This is a genomic window from Corallococcus sp. M7 (assembly GCF_054512695.1).
The window spans coordinates 7,512,394-7,535,391 of sequence record NZ_CM137252.1 but is presented as its reverse complement, the minus strand read 5'-3'; the positions used below and the strand labels follow the sequence as shown (position 1 = coordinate 7,535,391).

The following is a 22,998-nucleotide window of genomic DNA, read 5'->3' as shown; positions in this document are numbered from 1 at the left end:
GGGGCTCCTCGCTCGGGTCAGGCGGCTACTTCTGCCACCCGTCCTTCACCTTGACGTTGAGTTCGAGCGATTCCGCGGCCAGCTCGAAACGCCGTGTCTGGGAAGGCAGGGACCGCCCCTGCTCCGGACTCACCGCCGTCACCGTCCAGCGATAACGGCCCGCGGGCAGCGCCGGCAACGTCCATTGCCGCGCGGCCAGCACCATGCGCACCGGCGCCGGAGTGGCTTTGCCCTCCACACCTTCAGCGACGACCTCCACCTCGTAGCGCGTGGCGCCCGCGACGGAAGTCCACGCCAGCGTCACCGGCCCCAGAAGCCCTCCGTCCGCCGGCTTCAGCGTGAAGCGGGCCTTGTCCGCGGGCTGCGCCAGTTGCGGCGCGCCGGGCGGCTCCGGCAGCACGGTGCCCTGCTGCACGCGCACGGACTCGCCCTTCGCCAGCACGCGGGTGGCGTGCTGCGCCTCCACGGTGACGGGAGGCCCCTGCCGGTGGGTGACGGTGGTGGTGCCGCCGTCGTGGTCCACCTCGACCGTGAAGTTGGACGGCTGGGGCGGGTTGAGCAGCGCCCACGCCTCGTCCGCCTTGTGCAGCGCATCCGCGTACCGCGCGGCCTGGAAGTGCGCCTCCGCTTCCTTCAGGCGGGACTCGGCCTCACGGCGGCGCGCATCGTCCGGCGCGGCCTTCACCGCCGCGCGCGACATCTCCAGCGCCTTGAGCGCCGTCTGCGGCTCCGTCCCGGGTGCCTTCCGGGGCGCCGACGCCGGAGCACCTCCGGGAAGAGACGCGCCGTCCGCGGGCTCGCGCCCCACGGACGTCGGAGCGGTTGACGGCACCACGGACAGCCCCATCCACGCGCTGAGCCAGAGGGCGGCCTTCATTGGAATTCAATCTTCCTGCCCGCTCGAACCGTGGCGGATGGGGTGGTGACGGACAGCGACTGGGTGGCCGGCTTCTCCAAGGTGGCGTCCACCCGTCCCCGCAGGACGGTGACGTCCGTTCGCAACTTGCTCTCCGCGATGCCCACCAGGGAATCGCCTCCCAGGTGCAGCGTGCTGCCATTCGCGAACACGACCTGGGCGCTGGCCCCGGCCTCGGTGCGGACCTTGTCGTTCTCGTAGAGGGGCAGCTCGTCGCGCGCGGGGCTCCATTCATCCGCCACCGCGCGTTTGATCTGCACGTCCCCCGTCAGCTCCCGCAGGTGCGCGCGCGGAACAGGCGGGGGCAGGGGCGCCTCGGTGGGCCCCCGGGGCTTCTCATCGGCGGTGCAGCCGGGAGGAAGGGCCATGAGTGCGACCGCGAAAAGCAGGGGAGGCCAGCGTCGTCCGTTCACCAGAGGGGTCTTCCTGAAAGCCACTCTACCCGCAAACGCCGCGCGAAAAGGGCCTCCCGCCCCCTCCCGTTCACTCTTGCCCGCCTAGTCCAGCCGCCTGTGCGCCAGGCACGGCAAATTCCGCCGGATGCGTGCCTGGAGCTCCGGGTCCACCGGCGCGATGGCCAGGCCCTCGCCCTCGGAGGTCCGCGCCGTCACCAGCCCCCACGGGTCCACCACCATCGCGTGGCCGTACGTCAGCCGCTGCGCGGAGTGCCGCCCGCCCTGGGCCGGCGCCAGCACGTACGCCTGGTTTTCAATGGCCCGGGCGCGCAGCAGCACCTCCCAGTGGTCCTTGCCGGTCATCATCGTGAAGGCCGCCGGCACCGCGAGCAGCGTCGCCCCGTCCTTCGACAGCCGCCGGTACAGCTCCGGGAAGCGCAGGTCGTAGCAGACGCTCATGCCCAGCCGTCCCACCACCGTGTCCGCCGCCACCACCTCCGTCCCCGGCGCCACCGCCGCGGACTCCTGGTAGGTGGCACCGTCCCCCACATCCACGTCGAACAGGTGCATCTTCCGGTAGACGGCCAGCCGGGCGCCGTCCGGGCCGAACAGGACGCTGGTGTTGTAGAGCCGGCCGCCGGGCGCCCCCTCCTCCAGGATGGAGCCGGCCAGCAGCGTCGTCTTCGTCCCCCGGGCCAGCTCCGCCATCCGGCTCAGGGTCGGACCGTCCAGCCCTTCCGCGGCGGAGGGGCGCTCGGGCTCCGGGCCCATCCAGGAGAAGTTCTCCGGCAGTCCCACCAGGTGGGCACCCAGGGAGGCGGCCTGGCGCACGAGGCGCGTGGCCACATCCAGGTTGTGGGCCTTGTCAGCGGTGGACACCATCTGTGCGGCGGCGATGAGGTGCATGGCGGCGTTATAACGCCACCGGCGTCACTCGGAACCCCTGGGAATCCTTCAATCCCGGGGGGCGTTTGACCCGGTGCCTCGGGGTGTGTCCTTCCTTTACACCCCGAGGGGGCGTGTGTTACGGACGCCCCGACATTTTTCGACGCATCACTTCGAAAAGTGGGCCGCCGTGCCCGCTTTTTGCGTTTTTGGAGACCGGTTTCCTGGCCATGGAGTCGAAGAACATCAAACAGACGGTGGAGGAGAAGGCAGCGGCGCTGCTGGACCCCATCGTGGCGAACGAAGGCCTGGAGCTCCTGGACGTGGAGTACGTCCGCGAGCGCGAGGGCTGGGTGTTGCGGCTGTTCATCGACAAGCCCGGTGGCCGGGTGGGACTGGACGAGTGCTCCCAGGTGTCGCGCGCCGTGGATCCGGTGCTCGACGTGGAGGACTTCATCCCCCAGGAATACAACCTGGAGGTCTCCAGCCCGGGAGTGAACCGGCCCTTGAAGAAGCCGGCGCACTTCGAACGGGTGAAGGGACAGAAGGTCAAGGTGAAGACCTTCGGCCCGCTGGGTGACCCGCCGCGGAAGAACTTCAGCGGCACGCTCACCGGAGTGGCGGCCGACGCCATCTCCGTGGACGTGGAAGGGGGCGGTGCCTTCATCATCCCCTTCAAGGACATCGCCAAGGCCCATCTGGAGTTCGAGTTCTAGAAGCCGACATACAGGGGACCCTGTTCGCGCCAGGGCCGCCCGTGGACCCATTTTCGGAGAAGACACAGCCATGCCCACGCCCGCCAACCCGGCCGTCAACCTCAACCTCGTCCTGGATCAGGTCGCCAAGGACAAGGGCATCGAACGGGCCGTGCTCATTGCCACCCTCGAGGACGCGATGAACACCGCGGCCAAGAAGCACTTTGGCCAGGACCGCAACCTGGAGGCCAAGTACGACCCGGAGAAGGGCGTCGTGGAGCTCTTCCAGGCCATCACCGTGGTCGCGGAGATCACCGACCCCGTCCAGGCGGTCAATCAGATCACCATGGATGAGGCCCACAAGAAGGGCATGGAAGTGGAGCCCGGCGACGAGCTCGTCTTCCAGATCTTCTACCGGGACGAGGACGCCGCCGAGGCCAAGGCCCAGGACGACCAGTACGGCGACATCCTCCGCCTGAAGACCTTCCGCCGCGGCTTCGGCCGCATCGCCGCGCAGACGGCCAAGCAGGTCATCCTGCAGCGCACCCGCGACGCCGAGCGCGAGAACGTCTTCAACGAGTACAAGGACCGCAAGAACGAGATCGTCACCGGCATCGCCCGCCGGTTCGAGCGCGGCAACATCGTGGTGGACCTGGGCCGCGCGGAGGCCGTGCTGCCGGTCCGCGAGCAGGTCCCGCGTGAGACCTACCGCCCGGGCGACCGCGTCCAGGCGTACGTGCTGGACGTGCTCCGTGAGTCCAAGGGCCCGCAGATCGTCCTGTCGCGCGCGTCCGTGAACCTGCTCACCAAGCTCTTCGAGATGGAGGTGCCGGAAATCGCCGAGGGCATCGTCGTCATCGAGGCGGCGGCCCGTGAGCCCGGTGGCCGCGCGAAGATCGCCGTGTCCAGCCGCGACTCGGACGTGGACCCCGTGGGCGCGTGCGTGGGCATGAAGGGCAGCCGCGTGCAGGCGGTGGTGCAGGAGCTGCGCGGCGAGAAGATCGACATCGTCCCCTACGACGAGGACCCGGCGCGCTTCGTGTGCTCGGCCCTGGCCCCCGCAGAGGTCAGCCGCGTCATCATCGACGAGGCCAACCACGCCATGGAGCTCATCGTCCCGGACGACCAGCTGTCCCTGGCCATCGGCCGGCGCGGGCAGAACGTGCGCCTGGCCGCCCAGCTGACCGGTTGGAAGCTGGACATCAACAGCGAGAGCCGCGTGCGGGAGATGCGCGAGTTCGCCAGCCGCTCGCTGGGGGCCCTGCCGGGCGTCAACGAGATGCTGGTGGAGACGCTCTACGCGCACGGCTTCCGTCAGGCGCGCGACGTGGCGGACGCCAACGCGGAGATGCTGGCGCAGATCCCCGGCATCGACCCCACTCGCATCGCGGCCATGCAGGAAGAGGCCAAGAAGCGCATGGTGGAGGACCAGCAGGAGCTGTCGCGCATGGACTACGAGCGCGAGCAGGCCCGCCTGGCCGAGGCCCGCCGCCACCCGGACGAGCTGTCCCAGCCGGAGCGCATGGCGCGCGTGCGCGGCGTTGGTGAGAAGACCATCGAGCAGCTCATCCTCGCCGGCTACCGCACGGTGGAGGACATCGCGAACGAGAAGGACCTCACCCGCCTGGGCGACGTGCCGGGCGTGGGCATCAAGAAGGCCCGCCAGCTGAAGAGCGCGGCGGAGAATTACCTGGTGGAGGAAGCCAAGCTGCGCGCGGAGCTGAACGCGGAGCGGGGTGCGATGGCATCGGCAGGCGGGTCGGAGGGCGTGGAAGCGGCCAAGGCACCGTAACGACAGGGGGTAGGCGGATGCGCCGCGCAACCAAACGGTCCGGGACACATCCCACGGAAATCACGGCGTCAGGTCCGGTCCGGACCTGCGTCGGGTGTGGTTCTCGCAAGGCACAGGCGGAACTCACCCGGTTCGTGGTAGGTCCCCAGGGCGGCGTGGTGGCGGACAGGCGGCGGAGGCTGCCAGGGCGGGGGGCGTACCTGTGCGGTGCCGGTTGTCTGACGGCAGCGCTCAAGCGTAAGGCGCTGGGCAGGGCCTTCCGGGGCAAGGCGGGGCAGGTCGACCCGTCAGCACTCGGACAGGCTTGGGAGTGAGGGCGGGTGGGTGGAGAGGTTGCGGGGAGAGGTGGCTGTTAGTCACCACTCGCACACAATTTCGGCTTTGGACTAGGGTGCTCGGCCTCGTCGTCGGCGGAGCAGAAGGCCAATCAAGGTATGTCGAAGAAGCGCGTTCACGAAATCGCCAAGGAGCTCAAGAGCCACGGGATTGAGCTCGACAACAAGGAGGTCGTGACCGAGCTCGCCGGGCTGGGTTACGACGTCAAGAGCCACTCGTCCTCCCTGGACGATGACCAGGCCACCGCCGCGGTCCAGAAGATCCTGGACAAGCGCAAGCCGAAGCAGGCCGTTCCGCCCGTCGCCGCCAAGGGCTTCGTGGTGCGCCGCAAGGTCGGCCCTCCCGCGGGCGCGTCCGCCCCGGAGAGCCAGGACGCCTACTCGCAGGCGGCTGAACCCGCCTACGAGCCGGAGCCCGCGCAGGAGCCGCAGGCCGCCGCTCCCATGGAGCCGGAGCCGCCGCAGGCGCCCGCCGCCGTGGAGCCGCCGCCCGCCGCCGTGGAGTCGGCCCCCGTGGCCCGCGCGCCGGAAGCCCCGGCCGTGACGGCCACGCCTCCGGAGGCGACCGTCGCCTCCATCGCCGCTGCCCCGGAGGCGCCGCAGGCGCCCGAGGCCCCGGCCACCCCGCCTGTTGCCGCAACCGCCACCCCGCCCGTGACGCCGCCGTCCACTCCGCCTCCCGCGGCCGTGGTGGAGACGCCCCGGGCCGCCGAGCCGACCCCGGCCACGGCGACACCGCGCAGTCCTACGCAGGAGAGTCCCCGCTTGCCCAACCCCCCTACGCGCTCGCCGGTCCCGCCCACCGCACGGACGCCTTCTTCCACGTCGACGTCCGCGACGGTCATCTCCCGAGGTCCCGGTTACGTGCAGCGTCCGGGTTCCACGGGCGGGCGCCCTGGTGGGCCGCCGGGCAGCCGTCCGGGTGGTCCGGGTGGTCCCGGCAGCCGTCCGGGTGGTCCAGGTGGGCCGGGCAGCCGTCCTGGCGCGCCCATGCAGGGCCGTCCGGGTGGGCCGCCCATGAACCGTCCGGGTGCGCCCGTCCAGGCGCGTCCGGGCCAGACGGGGCCGGTGCGTCCGTCCTCGCCGCCCACGGCCGCTGGCACCGGCGCTCCGGTGCAGCCGAGCGGCCCGACCATCATGGTCGGCGGCGTCCCGCACGCCCAGGTCGCGCCCACGCCGGGCGCCCAGGCGCGCCCCACGGCCACCCAGGCCGTGGTGATTTCGCGCCCGCTCATCCAGGTCCGCCGCGTCACGCCCACCACGACCCAGGCCAAGCAGTACCCCATGGCCCCGGGCCGCACGGCGCTCGGCACGGAGAAGCGCGAGTACAAGGTCGTCCCGGATCACCTGGGCCGCGGCCGCGAGCTGGTGGACGTCTCCAAGAACAAGGAGCGTGGCCAGCGCAAGCGCACGGGTCCTGAGACCACCAGCGTGTCCAAGCAGGAGCTGTCGGACATGGTCTGGGGCCGCATCCAGATCCCCGTCCGCGGCAAGAAGCGCAAGCCCACGAAGAAGGGCGCCAAGACGCAGATCACCCAGATGGCCGAGGAGAAGAAGGTCATCAAGCTGCAGGAAGGCATCAGCGTCTCCGACCTGGGCCAGCGCATGGGTATCCGCACCGCGGAGCTCATCAAGAAGCTGATGGGCATGCAGAAGATGGCCACGGCGAACCAGATCCTGGACGCCGACACCGCGGAGCTCATCGCCAGCGACTACCACTGGAAGGTCGAGCGCGTCGGCTTCGAGGTGGAGGACTACCTGCCGGAGGTCGCCGCCAAGGCCGAGGACGAGCGTCCCCGTCCGCCGGTGGTCACCATCATGGGCCACGTCGACCACGGCAAGACGAGCCTCCTGGACGCCATCCGCCAGGCCAGCGTGGCCGCGGGCGAGGCGGGCGGCATCACCCAGCACATCGGCGCGTACAGCGTGTCCACCGCGCGCGGCGACGTCACGTTCCTGGACACCCCGGGCCACGAGGCCTTCACGTCCATGCGCGCCCGTGGCGCCAACGTGACGGACATCGTGGTGCTGGTGGTGGCCGCGGACGATGGCGTGATGCCCCAGACCATCGAGGCCATCAAGCACGCGAAGCAGGCGGAAGTGCCCATCGTCGTCGCCATCAACAAGATGGACGTCCCGGGCGCCAACCCCGACCGCGTGAAGAAGGACCTCGCGGGCCACGAGCTGGTGCCGGAAGAGTGGGGCGGTGACACCATCATGGTGCCCGTCTCCGCGAAGACGAAGATGAACCTGGATCTCCTCCTGGAGAACCTGGCCCTGCAGGCGGAAGTCCTCGAGCTGACCGCCAACCCGGCGCGTCCGTCCGTGGGCGCCATCGTGGAAGCGAAGCTGGAGCGTGGCCGCGGTCCCGTGGCCACGGTGCTGGTGCAGGAGGGCACGCTCAAGCTGGGCGACGCCATCGTCACCGGTACGCACTACGGCCGCGTCCGCGCCATGAACAACAGCCGCGGCGAGCAGGTGAAGGAAGTGAAGCCGGGCTACTGCGCGGAGGTCGTCGGTCTGTCCGGCGTGCCCACCGCGGGTGACGCCATCAACGTCGTCTCCGACGAGAAGGCGGCCAAGCAGATCGCCGACCACCGCGCCATGAAGGAGCGGCAGACGGAGCTCAGCAAGGTCAGCCGCGAGTCCCTGGACCAGCTCTTCGCCAAGACGAAGGCGGGCGGCGGGCCCAAGGAGCTGCGCGTCATCATCAAGGCGGACGTGCAGGGCTCGGCGGAGGCCGTGCGCCAGGCGGTCGACAAGCTCACCACGCACAAGGTGCGGGTGGTCATCATCGACGCGGGCGTGGGCGCCATCACGGAGACCGACGTCATGCGCGCCGCCGCTTCCAAGGGCGTCGTGCTGGGCTTCAACGTGAAGCCGGAGTCGGGCGCGGAGGCCGCGGCCAAGGCGCAGCAGGTGACGCTGCAGAGCTACTCCATCATCTACGAGCTCATCGACGGGGTTCGCACGGAGATGGAGGGCCTCCTGGAGCCCATCCGCACCGAGCGCAAGCTGGGCCGTGCGGAGGTGCGCAACACCTTCAACGTTCCGAAGCTGGGCACCATCGCCGGTGCGGCCGTCCTGGACGGCGTGATGAAGCGCGGCTCGTTCGTGCGCCTCATGCGCGAGAACAAGCAGCTCTTCTCCGGGAAGATGGCGTCGCTGCGCCGCTTCAAGGACGACGTGAAGGAAGTCGCCCAGGGCTTCGAGTGCGGTATCGGCATCGAGAACTTCAACGACCTCAAGGCCGGCGACATCATCGAGGCCTACGAGATCGAGGAGACCCGGCAGAGCCTCTCGTAATCCCGGAGAGGCCGCAGCCTCTCGCCGTCTGGAGAGGCACACTCGACGGACCCCGGGGAAGGCCCCACCTTTCCCGGGGGATGGACGACGCGACGGCGCCCGGGCGTGGATGACGCGCCCGGCGGCCGTTGGCCTGGGGGACCTCTATGTTCGTGGGAGTCGCACGCCTCACCCTCCAGATTCCGGAGAGCGCCTCGCTGAAGTCCAAGCGGCAGGTGCTCCGCCGGGTGACGGACCGGGTGAAGGCCCGCTTCAACGTGGCCGTCGCGGAGGTGGACGACCAGGACCTCTGGCAGAAGGCGTCGGTGGCCCTGGCCGTGGTGGGCAACGAGCGCGGGCACGTGGATGAGCAGTTGGAGAAGATCATCCACTTCATCGAAGAGATGTACGTCGCTCCGCTGATGGCCCGGGAGACGGAGATCCTGGCCTTCGGGGACACGCTCTACTCCGACAAGAGACCCACGGGCTTCCGCGCCCCGGCGAAGGTGCCGGAGCCGGAGGACGAGGATGCCCACCTGTCTCCCGAGGACGCGCATGCGCACTCGGAGGCGGCGATTGCCCGCTTCCTGCGCAGCGACCGCTCGCTGGCGGAGGCGGAGGGGCTGGGTTCGTGGGAGCAGCGGCACGAGGGCGCGGGCCCCGGGCCTGGAGCTCCCCGGCCCACGGGTGACGGTGGACCGCTGAATCTGGACGACGCGCGGGCCAAGGCCCGGGCGCTGCGCAACCCGCGAGACTGGGAGAAGAAATGACGACGCATGCACGACCCGAGCGCGTGGGACAGGAAATCCAGGCGGCCATCGGCGCCCTGCTGACGCGGGGGGAGTTGCGCGACCCGCGCATCGGCTTCATCACCATCACCGGCGTGAAGGTGTCGCCGGACCTGCGGGTGGCGAAGGTCTTCTATTCGATGCTGGGCACGGACCAGGAGAAGGCGGACACGCAGAAGGGCCTGGACGCGGCCAAGGGCTTCGTGCGCCGCGAGGTGACGTCCGCCGTCAACCTGCGCGTGTCGCCGGAAATCTTCTTCGCCTTCGACGCTTCGGTCGGCGAGGGCGATAAGATCGACCGGCTCCTGCGCGAGGTGCGCGGCAAGGAAGGCTGGTAGGCCCCGCTTCATGGACGGCGTTCTCGTCATCGACAAGCCCCTGGGCCCCACGTCCTTCGACGTGGTCCGTCAGGTGCGTGGCCTGCTGAAGGTGAAGAAGGCGGGCCACACGGGCACGCTGGACCCCATGGCCACCGGCGTGCTGCCGGTGTGCCTGGGCGAGGCCACCAAGGTCGCCGGCATCATCACGGAGGGTGACAAGGCCTACGACGCCGTGGTGCGGCTGGGCGTGGAGACGGACACCCAGGACGCCCAGGGCAAGCCCACGGCGGAGGCCCCGGTGCCCCCGCTGACGGCCGCGCTCCTGGAGACGGTGCTCGCCCGGTTCCGGGGCACCTTCGACCAGGTGCCGCCCATGTACTCGGCGGTGAAGGTCGCCGGGAAGCGGCTCTACGAGCTGGCGCGCGCCGGGGAAGAGGTGGAGCGGGCCAGCCGCACCGTCACCGTGCATGAGCTGGTGCTGCGTGACTTCTCCGCGGACCGGCTGACCCTGTCCGTGCGCTGCACCAAGGGCTTCTACGTGCGCACGCTGGCGTACGACCTGGGCCGCGCGCTGGGCTGCGGGGCGCATCTGGAGGCCCTGCGGCGCACCATGAGCGGCCCATTCACCCTGGCGCGGGCGCTGCCCCTGGGGGACCTGGCGTCCCTGTCCCGCGAGGCGGTGGCCGGGCGGCTGGTGTCGCTGGCGGACGCGCTGACGGACCTGCCGGCGGTCCGGGTGACCGCGGACGAGGCCCGGCGGGTGTTGCACGGCGTCCCCGTGGAGGTCGCCCCCGTGCCCGGCCGGGTGCGGGTGCTGGGCCCGGATGACGCGCTGCTCGCCATGGCGGAGGTGGTGGGCGGGCGGCTGCGCTACCAGCGGGTGTTCAACTGAGTGGCCACCCGCACCCATGACATCACCGTGAGCGTGGCCCCGGGCCTTCGCGGCGCCTTCGACGGGCGGCGCGAGCTGTCCCTGGGCGTGCCCGCGGCGGCGGGCATTGGCGACGTGGTGGAGGCGCTCCTGCGCCTGTACCCCCGGACACGCCAGCTGTTGGCGGGTGACGGGGGCGAGGCGGGGGGGCAGTACCTGCACGTGGCCATGGACGAGGCCTCGGCCCGGGAGCTCTCCCCGGGCGGAGGCGGAATGCCGGGCGGCTGCCGGTTGTACGTCTTCGCACTGTCACGACCCCCGAAGGGCGGACGGACGGGCGGCGAAGGTTGACCCCCCAGGGGGTGAAGCTTATAAGCGGCCCGCTCGTTAGAAGGACCATGTGGCCGGGTCTGTACCCCTCCGCGGACCCAGGCGGCACGAGCAGTCACCCCGGAGCGGGATTCAGGAAGAAGCCCATGTCGTTGCATCAGGAACGCAAGAGCGAGCTGGTCACGAAGTTCCGCACCCACGAGTCCGACACCGGCTCGCCCGAGGTGCAGGTGGCGCTGCTGTCCGAGCGCATCAACATGCTCACCGAGCACTTCAAGACCCACAAGAAGGACCACCACTCCCGCCGCGGTCTGCTGAAGCTGGTCGGTCAGCGCCGCCGCATGCTGGACTACCTCAAGTCCAAGGACGTGGCCCGCTACAAGAAGCTCATCGAGGGCCTCGGCATCCGCAAGTAGTCCTCGAGTAGTCCCCGGGGCGCTGGCACACCACCAGCGCCCCGCGCATTTGGGCAGCACGTTTCACGCGGTACCGGTTTCCACAGAAACGCGGACGTGGGCGAAGGAGTTGGGCGAGGGAGTTGGTGGAGGCGGGCTCTTTTGGTTTCCGTTCAGACCGGCCGACCCGGAGTCATGGGTGGGCGGGTGTGATCAGGGATCAAGAGGTCCGGTCCATCCCTCCGGCGCTCCGCAACGGAGCCCGTTTCCGCAGTACAGGCAGCGTTCGTCTGGCATGTGCCTGCTTCAGGCCCTGGCGATCGCTCAATCCCAGAGGGCCCCTTCCGGGCGGCATCCGCGCCACACGCGTGGGCGGGCCGTGGCTGGCAAGGGTCCTCGCACGCGAAGCAGGCACGGAAGGCCACACGACATGTTGAAGAAGAGCGTCAAGATTGGTGAGAACGAGCTGAGCATCGAGACGGGCCGCCTGGCCAAGCAGGCCGACGGTTCCGTGGTGGTCCGCTACGGCGACACCATGCTGCTCGTCACCGCGGTGAGCGCGCGGGAGAAGAAGGACGTCGACTTCCTGCCCCTCACGGTGGAGTACCAGGAGAAGCTGTACTCGGCGGGCCGCATCCCGGGCAGCTACTTCAAGCGCGAGGGCCGTCTGACGGAGAAGGAGACGCTGGCCTCCCGTCTGGTGGACCGCTCCTGCCGTCCGCTGTTCCCGGAAGGCTACGCCTACGAGACGCAGGTCATCGCGTCCGTCATCTCCGCGGACCCGGAGAACGAGGGTGACATCCACGGCATCACCGGCGCCTCCGCGGCGCTGTGGGTGTCCGACATCCCGTTCAACGGCCCCATCGCGGGCATCCGCGTGGGCCGCGTGGGCGGCCAGTTCGTGGCCAACCCCACCGCGAAGCAGCGCGAGCAGAGCGACCTGGACCTCGTCATGGCGGTGAGCCGCGAGGCCATCGTGATGGTGGAGGGTGGCGCGGAGGAGGTCAGCGAGGCGGACATGGTGGCGGCGCTGGAGTTCGGCCGTCAGAACGCCCAGCCCGCGCTGGACCTGCAGGACCAGCTGCGCACGGAGCTGAAGAAGCAGGTCCGCTCCTACGAGAAGCCCGCCACCATCGACGAGGGGCTGCGCAACCAGGTGCGTGAGCTGGCGCTGGAGGGCGTGAAGGCCGGCTACGCCATCAAGGAGAAGGGCGCGCGCTACGAGGCGCTCTCCAAGGCGAAGAAGGCCGCCATCGCGGCGCTCAAGGAGAAGCTGGGCGAGGGCTTCACCCCGCAGGTGGAGAAGCACGCCAAGCAGGTCATCGAGGACCTGAAGTACGACCACATGCGTGAGCTCACCGTGAACGGTGGCCGCATCGGTGACCGTCCGCACAACGTGGTGCGCTCCATCACCAACGAAGTCGGCGTGCTGCCCCGCACGCACGGCAGCGCGGTGTTCACGCGCGGCGAGACGCAGGCGCTCGTGGTCGTCACGCTGGGCACCAGCGAGGACGAGCAGCGGCTGGAGCTGCTCAGCGGCCAGGCCTTCAAGCGGTTCATGCTGCACTACAACTTCCCGCCGTTCAGCGTGAACGAGACCAAGCCCCTGCGCGGCCCCGGCCGTCGCGAGGTCGGTCACGGCGCCCTGGCGGAGCGCGCGCTGCGCAACATGATTCCGGCCAGCGACTCGTTCCCGTACACGGTGCGTCTGGTGTCGGAGATCCTCGAGTCCAACGGCTCGTCCTCCATGGCGTCCGTGTGCGGTGGCACGCTGGCGCTGATGGACGCGGGCGTGCCCATCAAGGCGCCGGTGGCCGGCATCGCCATGGGCCTGGTGAAGGAGGGCGAGAAGATCGCCATCCTGTCCGACATCCTGGGTGACGAGGATCACCTGGGCGACATGGACTTCAAGGTCTGCGGCACGTCCAAGGGCATCACGTCCATCCAGATGGACATCAAGATCACCGGCCTCACCACGGAGATCATGAGCCGCGCGCTGGAGCAGGCGCGTCAGGGCCGCGAGCACATCCTGGCGGAGATGGCGAAGACGCTGAGCGCTCCGCGCAAGGAGATCAGCCAGTTCGCGCCGCGCATCACGACCATCCAGATCCGTCCGGAGTTCATCAAGAACGTCATCGGGCCGGGCGGCAAGGTGATCAAGGACATCATCGCCCGCACGGGTGCCGCGATTAACATCGAGGACACCGGCCGCGTGGACATCGCCAGCGCGAACGGCGAGGCGGTGAAGGCGGCCATCGCGATGATCCAGGCGCTCACGCGCGAGGCGGAGATCGGGAAGATCTACACCGGCACCGTCCGGAAGATCGCCGAGTTCGGCGCCTTCGTGGAGCTGTTCCCGGGCACCGACGGCCTCATCCACATCTCCGAGCTGTCCGACAAGCGCGTGAAGAGCGTGTCGGACGTGCTGAGCGAGGGCGACGAGGTGCTGGTGAAGGTCGTCAGCATCGACAAGACGGGCAAGATCCGCCTGTCGCGCAAGGAGGCCATGGCCGAGCGCGCCAACGCGCAGGGCACGCCCCCCGCGGCCGCCGCCCCGGCCGCCCCGACGCCGGACGCGAAGGCCTGAGTCCGGCCCAAGCGTAGCGGCCCTCCGTGAGGAAGGCCGCGACCCCAAAGCGCCCCGTCTCCTCCCGCCTCCGGGCGCGAAGGGGCGGGGCGTTGTCGTTGCGGGGTAGGGGGCTTCGCCCGGCGGCGGCGCACCGCTCGAACCTGTCCGACTGTCGGACAGGTTTTTGAACCTGCGCAGGGGCAGAGGACAGCTTGGAGGTCCGGGCGGCTGCGGGCGTTCGTTCCCGCGCGGGCGCGAGGTGATGGCGCCGCCGCCGAGGGTTGTGCTGCCGCGCCACGAGGGCTTCGGGCCCAGCGCGGGGTTTTCGTCCTGGAGGGCTGGAAGCTTAAAACCCTCGGAAGGCCTCCCGCGTTGATGGGGGACCGCCTCGGAGGCGCTGCATGCCGGTCCACCCATCCAGCTCCTCGGAGCCTACGAGCAGCTTCCTCGCGGACCTGTCCCGGTTCCTGGGGGCGTTCCGCTGGGCGTTCATGCCGCTGGGCCTGCTCGCGCTGGTCGCGGTGGGCGTGCACGCGGCGGCGGACACGCTGGATGACCGGCTGCTCACCGCGGTGGACCGGTTGGACTCCGCGTTCGATGCGTGGGTGGGCCAGTTCCCCGCCTTCGCGTCGATGGTGGATTGGGTTTCGCTGGAGACGCGCACCCGGCTGGCTCGGGGCCTGGCTCTGGCCTGGGAGCTGGCGGCGGATCTGCTCCTGGCGCTGCCGGCGCTCGGCTATCGCGAGACCGAGGCTGCTCGCCCCGTGGAGCCCTGGCGTCCGGTGACGGCGTCCGCTTCGGAGTCCTCCTCGTGGAAGGCGCTGCTGCGGCGCTGTCTGCGGCGGCCCACTCCGATGCGGTGGGTGCGGCCACTGGCCACCGCGGGCGTGGTGCTCGCGGGCGCGTGCACGGTGGCGCGGCTCGTCCAGGGCACGGTGTACCTGTCGTGGCGGCCCCTGTTCGGCGACGTGGCCTCGGACTGGGCGGCCCGGGGGCTGGCGGTGGCGGCGCTGTGCGGAGTGAGCGTGTCGCTGGGCTGGCGCGCGGTGCTGCGCAACCTCCAACACGCGGACGCGGCGTGTGAAGCGGTGGGGCCCCGGCGGGCGTGGACTCGCGGGCTCGTGGGGTGCCTCGTGGTGGCGCCACTGGGCCTCGCGGCGGCCTGGGACGCGGCACCGGTGCTGTCCTTCCTGCGCTGAGGCCCTGACGCATGTTCGCTCGACGCGCACGGGGACTGCTGGACTTCACCTTCGCGCTCCTGTGCGTGTGGTGCGCGTACCACCACACGCCCGCGGGGGCGCTCCTGCGGCGCGCGGGCGCCTGGGCCTTCCATACGCGCACCACGGCCCGGCCGCTGCTCGCGTACTACGACGGCGTGAGCGGGACGGCGGTGCCCGTGCCGGACGCGCTGCCCGCCGCGCTGCTTGCTCGTGTGCCCACGAGCGCGGAGGCGCTGGCGTGGGGGACGCACTCGGCGCTGAAGGCCCTGGAGCCGAAGGCCCGTGAGCCGTCGCTCGCGCTGGCCCGTGAGCTGGGCATCGCTCCGGAGACGCTGGTGGATCCAGTGAAGGGACCGGCGGCCACGCGGCGGATGCTGGACGCGCTCGCGAAGGACTTCCCGTCGGAGGAGGCTCGGGTGACGGCGGTGTTCGCCGGGCGGGTTCCCGCGCGCTTCGCGCTGGAGCGGGTGGACGCGGAGGGTGGGGCGCTCAGCCTGGAGCGCCTGGCGAAGCAGCTGCCCCCGGGCTTCGAGGGCTCCTCCGTGGGCGCGGCGCAGGCGCTGGCGCTGTCCACCGCGTTGATGCTCGGGTGGCCGGTGTCGGAGAGCGCTCCGGTGACGAGCCCCTTCGGCATCCGCGTCCATCCCACGCTGCGCACGCGCCGGATGCACACGGGGGTGGACCTGGCGGTGCGCACAGGCACCACGGTGACGGCGGTGGCCGCGGGCGTGGTGCGCCGCGCGAGCGAGGACTCCGTCAACGGCCGCGTGCTGGTGCTGGACCACGGGCGGGGCGTGACGACGGCGTACTGTCACAACTCGGAGCTGCTGGTGAAGGCGGGCACGCGGGTGGAGAAGGGGCAGGCCATCGCGCTGTCGGGCAGCACCGGCCGGTCCACCGGGCCGCACCTGCACTACCAACTGGAGCTGGCCGCCCGGCCCGTGGACCCGTTCGGGTTCCGCTCCGCGCTGCGCATGGCGGACGGCGCGACCGAGCTGTGAGTGCGCGGGTCACACGACCCGTGACGTTGGCGCCAGGAAGTAGAGGGGGGCCGGGGTGCGTGTTACGGCGGGGGGCATGGACCCCACGCTGACCGTCCCCGTGCGCCGGGTGCGCTCGCATCCGGACCCGCTGCCCCTGCCGCGCTACGAGACGGAGCTGGCCGCCGGGCTGGACCTTCGGGCGGACATCGACGGTGAGTGGGTGCTCCAACCCCTGGAGCGGATGGCGGTCCCCACGGGGCTGGCCTTCGCGCTCCCCCCGGGCTTCGAGGGCCAGGTGCGGCCCCGCTCGGGGCTGGCGCTCCGGCACGGGGTGACGTGCCTCAATTCCCCCGGGACGGTGGACGCGGACTACCGGGGGGAGGTCCAGGTGCTGCTCGTCAACCTGTCCAACACCCCCTTCACCCTGCGTCGGGGGGACCGGGTCGCCCAGTTGGTGGTGGCCCCGGTGACGGCCACGGCCCTGCGCGAGGTGGCGGTGCTGGAGGTGACTTCCCGGGGGGACGGAGGTTTCGGGTCCACGGGCCGCTAGGCCCGGCGCGCAACGTCGTTCCTCAACGGCTCCGGAGCGGGCAGAATGGAGCCCCCCGGCCGTCCGCCGGGGAGGCCGCCCCCCCGCGGCCCCGTTCCGGAGTTTCACTGCTTTGCTCTGCTACCGCTGCGGCAGCCATGTCCCCGATACGAGTGAAACCTGCGCCACGTGTGGCCAGAAGTTCGACGCGGCCGCGCGTCAGGCTGCGGGGGCGGCGCGCAAGCGAGGCGCGGAAGGTGCGCCGTACAAGCCGGGCGACGTCGTCGCGGACCGCTACGCCATCCAGGAAGTCGTAGGGGCGGGGCCTCTGGGCTTCGTCTTCCGCGCTCAGGACCAGGCCATCGACGTGGAGGTGGCGCTGAAGGTCATCCAGCCCCGGCTGGTGCAGCAGCCCGAGGAGCGCACGCAGTTCGCGCTGTCCATGCGGGTGGGCAAGAAGCTCAACCACCCCAACCTGGTGCGCGTGTACGAGGAGGGCGTGGACGGGGACCGGCCCTTCTTCACCATGCAGTTGCTGGAAGGGCTGTCGCTGCGCCGGATGATGGAGCAGCGCGCGGCGAAGGGGCAGTTGTTCTCGCTGAAGGAAGTGGAGCCGCTGCTGGCGCAGATGGCGGCGGCGCTGGACGGGGCGCACCGCTTCGGGCCGCACTCGGACGTGAAGCCGGAGAACGTCTTCGTCCTGCCGGACATGTTGAAGGTGTCGGACTACGGGCTGGGGCTCGCGGTGCCGCACCTGCCCTTCGTGCAGGCGCAGAAGGGGCACCGGGCGGCGGCGTACATCGCTCCCGAGTACGTGAATGGCGCGGAGCTGGACACGCGCATGGACGTGTACTCGCTGGGCGTGTTGATGGGGGAGATGGTGACGGGCCTCCTGCCGGAGGACGGCGGAGTTCCGGAGGTGTCGGTGCGACACCCGGACCTGCCGCCCGCGTTCGAGTCCCTCTACCGGCGCGCGCTCAACGTGAACCCGCTGGCCCGTCCGAAGTCGGGCGGTGAGCTGCACGCGGAGTTCGCGGCGCTGGTGCAGCGGCATCCGGCAGCGGCGTCGAGGCAGCGCGCGGTGCCCGCGACGGGCGCACTGCCGCCGGCCGCGGTGGCCGCGCGCGCGGCGAACAAGCCACTGCCGCCGGTGCCCACGGGCATGCTGCCGGTGGCGCTCGCGCCCACGCCGGCCGCGCCCCTCCCGGCGGTGGAGGACGATCCGCCCCCGGACGCGACGCAGCCGCTGGACGCGGCGACGCTGGCGGCCATCCTGGGGTCGAACGCGAAGGCGCTGGACTACATCACGGGCCCCGAAGCGCGCTCCGTGTCCGACGCGGCGACGATGCAGGAGATGCGCGCGGTGGCGCCGGCGGGCCGCAAGGGCGCGGAGGCGGCACAGGCCCCCGACGCGGCGGCGCAGCAGGAGGCTCGTGCGGCCTCGCGTCCGGCGGATGAACCGCGCGCGGCACCGGCCAAGGCCGCCGAGCCGGTGATGCGCATCTTCGCGAAGGCGGAGGAGCCGTCCTTCCCGGCGGATCCTCGTGGCGCCCGCTCCGCGGAGGGCGCGGCCCGTGGAGGCGGTGAGTCCTCCGGTCGCGGTGAAGCCTCATCGGGCGACCTGCGCTCGAGTGGCCGTGGTGAAGCGTCTGGCGACGGGCGCTCCGCTCGAGGTGAAGCCTCCTCGGGCGACCCTCGCGCCAACAGTCGCGGTGAAGCGTCCAGCGATGGACGCTCTGGCCGAGGTGAAGCCTCCTCGGGCGACCTCCGCTCCAACGGCCGTGCTGAAGCGGCTGGCGACGGACGCTCCAACGGCCGTGGTGAAGCGTCCAGCGATGGTCGCTCTGCTCGCGGTGAAGCCTCGTCCGGCGATGGACGCTCGGGTCGCGGTGAGGCCTCGTCGGGCGACCTTCGCTCCAATGGCCGTGGCGAAGCAGCATTGAGCGACGCGCGCTCCAACGGCCGTGGCGAGGCTGCTTCTAGCGACGCACGTTCTAACGGTCGCGGCGAAGCGGCATCGAGCGATGCGCGCTCCAATGGCCGTGGCGAGGCCTCCGCTGGCGACGGGCGCTCCAACGGTCGCGGCGAAGCGGCATTGAGCGATAGTCGCTCTGGCGGGCGAGGCGAAACGTCCAGTGACGCTCGCTCCAACGGTCGCGGCGAAGCCGCCATGAGCGACGAGCGCTCCGGTCGCGGTGAGGCCTCGTCGGGCGGCCGCTCGGGTCGCGGCGCGGAGGCATCCACCGACAGCCGTCCCAACCATCGCAACGCGGATGCAGCCGCCACGGGTCGGAGTTCCGACGACGACGAGCCCTCGGAGTCCCGTTCCTCCAGCCGTGGTGGCCGCAACCCGCGGGCCTCCGGCGCGGTGTCGTCGGTGAGCTCGCGCGGCGCGGAGCCGTCGGGCCCCCGCGCTCCACGCGCTTCGGCGGCCCAGGGCGCGGTCCGCGCTTCTGGCGTTCACGGCGAGAACTCCACCGGCGGCCGCTCGCGCAAGGGCGAACCCCCTCCGGAAGTGTCGGGTGTCCGTTCTTCGGCGCGCCGGCTGCCGCCCACGGCCTCCGGTCTGCACACGCTCCCCACGACGCGGGCCACGCAGGCGAAGCCGGCCCGCTCCGGCCCCAGCTCCATGGTGTGGATGATCATCCTCGCGGTGGCCGGCGTCGTGCTGGGCGCGGGCGGTGGCTACCTCTACCTGCGCCTGCGCCAGGCCCAGGCCACGAAGAACGGCCTCGCGACCATCACGCCCGGGACCGCCGCGGCGGGAGACGGCATCCTGGCCACGGGCTCCTGTCCGGCCGGCATGCGCCTGGTGAGCGGCGGCAGCTTCAAGAAGGGCTCGTCCCCGGAGGACCTGCAGGCCGCCGGCTCCACCGATGAAATGCCCATGGCCAGCGTCATGGTGGAGTCGTTCTGCGTCGACGAATACGAGTTCCCCAACCAGTCTGGCCGGAAGCCCCGCGTCAACGCGACGTGGCTCGACGCGAAGGCCGCCTGTGAAGACCTCGGCAAGCGGCTGTGCTCGGAGGAGGAGTGGGAGAAGGCCTGCAAGGGCCCGGGCAACGCGCGCTTCTCCTCCGGCGACGAGCAGGCCCAGTCGGCCTGCAACACCGGCACGACGGATGCGAACGCGGCACGCACCCTGGCGAACTCCGGAGCCTTCCCGTCCTGCCACTCCGCCTACGGCGTGACGGACCTGTCCGGCAACGTCGCCGAGTGGACCTCCTCCAACGTCCCCGACTCCGCGGAGATGCTCATCAAGGGCGGCTCCTTCGCCATGGCCGGAGACACCGCCCGGTGCTCCGCGCGCCGCCGGGGGGCTCCGTCGCTGAAGGCCACGGACGTGGGCTTCCGCTGCTGCCAGAACGCGCCGTGAGGACGACGCTCCGGAGGCTCGCGCTCCTTACGCTCCTCCTGCCCGTCGTCGCCCTCGCGCAGGCGTCCTCGCGCGCTCCCGCACGGCCCCGCGTGGTGGCCGTGAAGTCCTCGAGCCTGGCGCCGTACGCCTCCTTCCTCGCTGGCTTCACGTCCGAGGCCCGCGCGGACGTTACCGAGCTGACGCTGGAAGAGAGCCCCACGGAGGCCGCGCGTGTCTTCAAGGCGCTGGCCGCCCAGAAGCCCGCGCTGGTGCTCGCCCTGGGGCCGCTGGCCGCCAACGCCGCGCGCCGCTCCCTGGGCGAAGACATCCCCGTGCTCTTCGCCATGGTGCCGTACCACGAGAAGTACGGCCTGGAGGCGTCCAACGTCACCGGCATCGCGCTCACCAGCGACTTCGGACCGGAGTTGGCCGCGCTCAAGGCCGTGGCTCCTGGCGCCAAGCGCGTGGGCATCCTGCATGACCCGCGCTCCTCGGCGGGCGCGGTGGCGCAGGCCCGCTCCGCTGGCGCTGCCCTGGGGCTCACCATCATCCCGCTGGCCGTGGAGGCGCAGGAGCGCGTGGGCGAGGTGCTGGAGGGCGCGGCGGGGAAGGTCGACGGCCTCTTGATGGTTGCGGACAAGACCGTGGGCAACGCCTCCGTCGTCCAGGCGCTCATCGCCTTCAGTGCCTCCCACAAGGTGCCGCTGGTGGCGCTCACGGCCAGCCAGGTGAAGGAGGGCGCGACGCTGGCCCTCGCTCCGGTCCCGGTGGGGCTCGGTCAGCAGGCAGGAAGGCTGGCGAATCGCATCATCCTCGAGAAGGTCGACCCCGGCGCGCTGGCGGTGGCGCGGCCCGAAGGCCTGGACCTCTCGTTCAACCTCACCGCCGCGAAGAAGTCAGGTCCGTCCTGTGACGTCGCGCTGGAAGTGCTCCGGTTCGCGGCGCGCCGGGACTTTGCCGTGAAGGTCTACGAGTGATTCCACGCTACAGCCGTCCCGAAATGGCCTCCCTCTGGTCCGACGTCGCCCGCTACCGCCGCTGGCGCGACGTGGAGCTCGCCGCGCTGGAGGGCATGGTCGCGCAAGGCCTCGCCCCCAAGGAGGCGCTGGCGGACTGCCTCGCCCGCGCCGGTGACTTCACCGAAGCGGACGCCGCGCGCATCGAGGAGATTGAGCGCACCACCAAGCACGACGTCATCGCCTTCCTCACCTTCGTGGAGGAGCGCGTGGGCCCCAGCGCCCGCTGGCTGCACCTGGGCATGACGTCCTCGGACGTGCTGGACACGTCGCTGGGCCTCACCCTGCGCGACTCCCTGGACCTGCTCTTGAAGGGCATGGACCGCGTGATGGCCGCGGTGGAGAAGCGCGCCTTCGAGCACAAACACACGCTGCAGATGGGCCGCAGCCACGGCATCCACGCGGAGCCCATCACCTTCGGGCACAAGCTGGCCATCTGGTACGACGAGCTGCGCCGGGGCCGCACGCGCCTCGAGCACGCGCGTGACACCATCGCGGTGGGGAAGATCTCCGGCGCGGTGGGCACGTTCGCGCACCTGCCGCCGTCGGTGGAGGAGCACGTCTGCCAGAAGCTGGGCCTCAAGCCCGCGCCCGCCTCCAGCCAGGTGGTGCAGCGCGACCGGCACGCAGAGTTCTTCACCGCCATCGCGCTCGTCGGCGCGAGCCTGGAGAAGTTCGCCGTGGAGATCCGCCACCTCCAGCGCACGGAGGTGCGCGAGGCGGAGGAGCCCTTCACGCCGGGGCAGAAGGGCAGCAGCGCCATGCCGCACAAGCGCAACCCCATCCTGTCGGAGAACCTCACGGGCCTCGCGCGCTTGTTGCGCGGCTACGCGGTGAGCGCCATGGAGGACGTGGCGCTGTGGCACGAGCGGGACATCTCGCACTCCTCTGTCGAGCGCGTGATCGGTCCGGACGCCACCATCCTGCTGGACTTCATGCTCCACCGCTTCGCGGGCCTGGTGGAGAACATGCGCGTCTACCCGGAGCAGATGAAGAAGAACCTGGACCTGCTGGGCGGCGTGGTGAACTCGCAGCGGCTGTTGCTGGAGCTCGCGCGCAAGGGCATGGACCGGCAGGCCGCGTACGTCGTCGTCCAGCGCAACGCGATGAAGATGTTCGAGGAGGGCGTGGACTTCCGGCAGGCCCTGCTCAAGGACGCGGACCTGCTCAAGATGATGACGCCCGAGGAGGTCTCCGACTGCTTCTCCCCGGGCTACCACACGCGCCAGATGGACGCGGTGTTCCAGCGCGTCTTCGGCCGCGCCAGCTGAAGCGCCGCGCGGCGGGCGAGGGGACTAGAGGTAGCCCTTCGCCCGCAGGTGCCCTTCGATGCGCGAGTGCACGTCGCCGGGCGTCAGCGCCAGGGACGTGCCGGTGATGCGCTCGTAGGCGGCCACGTACTTGGTGGCCAGGTCCACGCGCACGTCGTCCGGGATGGCGGGCAGCGCGCCGTGGCCGGAGAAGTTCCGCTCGCGGATGAGCCACTGGCGGATGTTCTCCTTGTCCAACATCTTCTGGTCCTCGCCCTTGGCGAAGCGCGCCTCGTACTCGTCCGCCACCCAGTAGCGGCTGGAGTCCGGGGTGTGCATCTCGTCGATGACGAAGAGCTCGTCGCCCACCTTTCCGAACTCGTACTTCGTATCCACCAGGATGAGGCCGCGCGTGCGCGCCCACTTCTGGCCCTCCAGGAACAGGCCCCGGGCGGCCTCCGTGATGCGGGCCCAGTCGCGCGGCGTGGCCAGCCCGCGCGAGAGGATCTCCGCCTCGGAGATGGGCTCGTCGTGCTTGCCGTACTCGGCCTTGGTGGAGGGCGTGAGGATGGGCGCTTCGAACGCGCTGTCCTTGCGCAGCCCTTCCGCGAAGGGCACCCCGTAGGCGGTGTGCGTGCCCTTCTCGTAGTCGCGCCACAGGCTGCCCGTGAGGTAGCCGCGCACCACCACCTCCACGGAGAAGGGCTGGCAGGCGCGCGCCACGGTGACGTTCGCGTCCGGCACGTCCAGCACGTGGTTGGGGACGATGTGCTTCGTGCGGTCGAACCAGAAGGCCGCCAGGCGGTTGAGCACCTCGCCCTTGAAGGGGATGGTGGTGAGCACGTGGTCGAACGCGGAGAGGCGGTCGCTCGTCACGAGGATGAGCGTGTCGCCCTTGCGGTACGTGTCGCGAACCTTGCCCTTGTAGGGCGTGCCGAGCGACGGCAGGTCCGTCTGGCGAAGCGTGTGGGTGAGTTGCGCGTGGAGGGCGGAGGTGTTCACGTCGGAGGCGCCTCGCGGCCCCGGCCACTGGCCGCCTGAAAGGGGCGGCGTCAGCGGGGCCAGC

20 protein-coding genes are annotated in these 22,998 nt (G+C 70.9%); 16 read left to right on the top strand and 4 right to left on the bottom strand.

Translation table 11 applies throughout. The features are described from left to right. Positions 1–25: 25 nt before the first annotated feature. The 3 genes from ACX114_RS30100 to ACX114_RS30090 all read right to left on the bottom strand — a co-directional run bounded on the left by ACX114_RS30100 (position 26) and on the right by ACX114_RS30090 (position 2,217). On the bottom strand, positions 26–877 hold the full coding sequence (locus tag ACX114_RS30100; RefSeq protein WP_459290204.1) for a peptidoglycan-binding protein LysM: 852 nt from the start codon (positions 875–877) through the stop codon (positions 26–28). Next, complete coding sequence (locus tag ACX114_RS30095; protein WP_014398816.1) at positions 874–1,284, bottom strand: FecR domain-containing protein; 411 nt, start codon at positions 1,282–1,284, stop codon at positions 874–876. The genes ACX114_RS30100 and ACX114_RS30095 overlap by 4 nt, the downstream gene beginning before the upstream one ends. A gap of 129 nt (positions 1,285–1,413) precedes the next feature. After that, positions 1,414–2,217 (bottom strand): carbon-nitrogen hydrolase family protein, encoded by an 804-nt coding sequence (locus ACX114_RS30090; protein ID WP_459290201.1) that lies wholly within the window; start codon positions 2,215–2,217, stop codon positions 1,414–1,416. Between the two features lie 209 nt (positions 2,218–2,426). On the opposite strand from ACX114_RS30090, the gene ACX114_RS30085 reads away from it, so the two are divergent. The 16 genes from ACX114_RS30085 (at position 2,427) to purB (ending at position 21,953) form a co-directional block, all read left to right on the top strand. Next, entirely contained in the window at positions 2,427–2,912 is a 486-nt protein-coding gene (locus ACX114_RS30085; RefSeq protein WP_459290199.1) for a ribosome maturation factor RimP, read from the top strand. Between the two features lie 70 nt (positions 2,913–2,982). Further along, positions 2,983–4,683 (top strand): transcription termination factor NusA, encoded by a 1,701-nt coding sequence (nusA, locus tag ACX114_RS30080; protein WP_206790605.1) that lies wholly within the window; start codon positions 2,983–2,985, stop codon positions 4,681–4,683. 17 nt (positions 4,684–4,700) lie between these two features. After that, on the top strand, positions 4,701–4,997 hold the full coding sequence (locus tag ACX114_RS30075) for a YlxR family protein (RefSeq protein ID WP_459290197.1): 297 nt from the start codon (positions 4,701–4,703) through the stop codon (positions 4,995–4,997). 120 nt (positions 4,998–5,117) lie between these two features. Beyond that, entirely contained in the window at positions 5,118–8,324 is a 3,207-nt protein-coding gene (gene infB / locus ACX114_RS30070; protein WP_459290195.1) for a translation initiation factor IF-2, read from the top strand. A 146-nt stretch (positions 8,325–8,470) separates the two neighbouring features. Then, complete coding sequence (locus ACX114_RS30065) at positions 8,471–9,073, top strand: DUF503 domain-containing protein (RefSeq protein ID WP_459290193.1); 603 nt, start codon at positions 8,471–8,473, stop codon at positions 9,071–9,073. Beyond that, positions 9,070–9,429, top strand: coding sequence for a 30S ribosome-binding factor RbfA (gene rbfA, locus ACX114_RS30060; protein ID WP_014398810.1), 360 nt, complete (start codon positions 9,070–9,072; stop codon positions 9,427–9,429). The genes ACX114_RS30065 and rbfA overlap by 4 nt, the downstream gene beginning before the upstream one ends. A 10-nt stretch (positions 9,430–9,439) precedes the next feature. Next, entirely contained in the window at positions 9,440–10,303 is an 864-nt protein-coding gene (truB, locus tag ACX114_RS30055; RefSeq protein ID WP_459290191.1) for a tRNA pseudouridine(55) synthase TruB, read from the top strand. Then, a complete protein-coding gene (locus ACX114_RS30050) occupies positions 10,304–10,633 on the top strand; it encodes a hypothetical protein (protein ID WP_206790616.1) in 330 nt (109 codons plus the stop codon). A gap of 125 nt (positions 10,634–10,758) precedes the next feature. Further along, positions 10,759–11,028 (top strand): 30S ribosomal protein S15, encoded by a 270-nt coding sequence (gene rpsO, locus ACX114_RS30045; protein WP_014398807.1) that lies wholly within the window; start codon positions 10,759–10,761, stop codon positions 11,026–11,028. A 409-nt stretch (positions 11,029–11,437) separates the two neighbouring features. Beyond that, positions 11,438–13,594: a polyribonucleotide nucleotidyltransferase gene (pnp, locus tag ACX114_RS30040; protein WP_459290188.1), complete on the top strand. Its 2,157-nt coding sequence runs from the start codon at positions 11,438–11,440 to the stop codon at positions 13,592–13,594. A gap of 383 nt (positions 13,595–13,977) precedes the next feature. Further along, a complete protein-coding gene (locus ACX114_RS30035) occupies positions 13,978–14,775 on the top strand; it encodes a hypothetical protein (RefSeq protein WP_459290186.1) in 798 nt (265 codons plus the stop codon). 11 nt (positions 14,776–14,786) lie between these two features. Further along, complete coding sequence (locus tag ACX114_RS30030; protein WP_459290184.1) at positions 14,787–15,797, top strand: M23 family metallopeptidase; 1,011 nt, start codon at positions 14,787–14,789, stop codon at positions 15,795–15,797. A gap of 76 nt (positions 15,798–15,873) precedes the next feature. After that, positions 15,874–16,329: a dUTP diphosphatase gene (gene dut / locus ACX114_RS30025; protein WP_459290182.1), complete on the top strand. Its 456-nt coding sequence runs from the start codon at positions 15,874–15,876 to the stop codon at positions 16,327–16,329. A 112-nt stretch (positions 16,330–16,441) separates the two neighbouring features. Continuing rightward, positions 16,442–19,684, top strand: coding sequence for a protein kinase domain-containing protein (locus tag ACX114_RS30020; RefSeq protein WP_459290181.1), 3,243 nt, complete (start codon positions 16,442–16,444; stop codon positions 19,682–19,684). Then, positions 19,681–20,643 carry an ABC transporter substrate-binding protein gene (locus tag ACX114_RS30015; RefSeq protein ID WP_459290179.1) on the top strand — a complete coding sequence of 321 codons (963 nt, stop codon included), beginning with the start codon at positions 19,681–19,683 and terminating at the stop codon, positions 20,641–20,643. Before ACX114_RS30020 ends, ACX114_RS30015 begins: the two co-directional genes overlap by 4 nt. Next, the gene (gene purB, locus ACX114_RS30010; RefSeq protein ID WP_459290177.1) at positions 20,640–21,953 is read left to right on the top strand and encodes an adenylosuccinate lyase; all 1,314 of its coding nucleotides are present in this window, start codon (positions 20,640–20,642) and stop codon (positions 21,951–21,953) included. Before ACX114_RS30015 ends, purB begins: the two co-directional genes overlap by 4 nt. Positions 21,954–21,977: 24 nt before the next feature. On the opposite strand, the gene ACX114_RS30005 is transcribed toward purB, so the two are convergent. Next, positions 21,978–22,934: a phosphoribosylaminoimidazolesuccinocarboxamide synthase gene (locus ACX114_RS30005; RefSeq protein ID WP_459290175.1), complete on the bottom strand. Its 957-nt coding sequence runs from the start codon at positions 22,932–22,934 to the stop codon at positions 21,978–21,980. Positions 22,935–22,998: the final 64 nt, after the last annotated feature.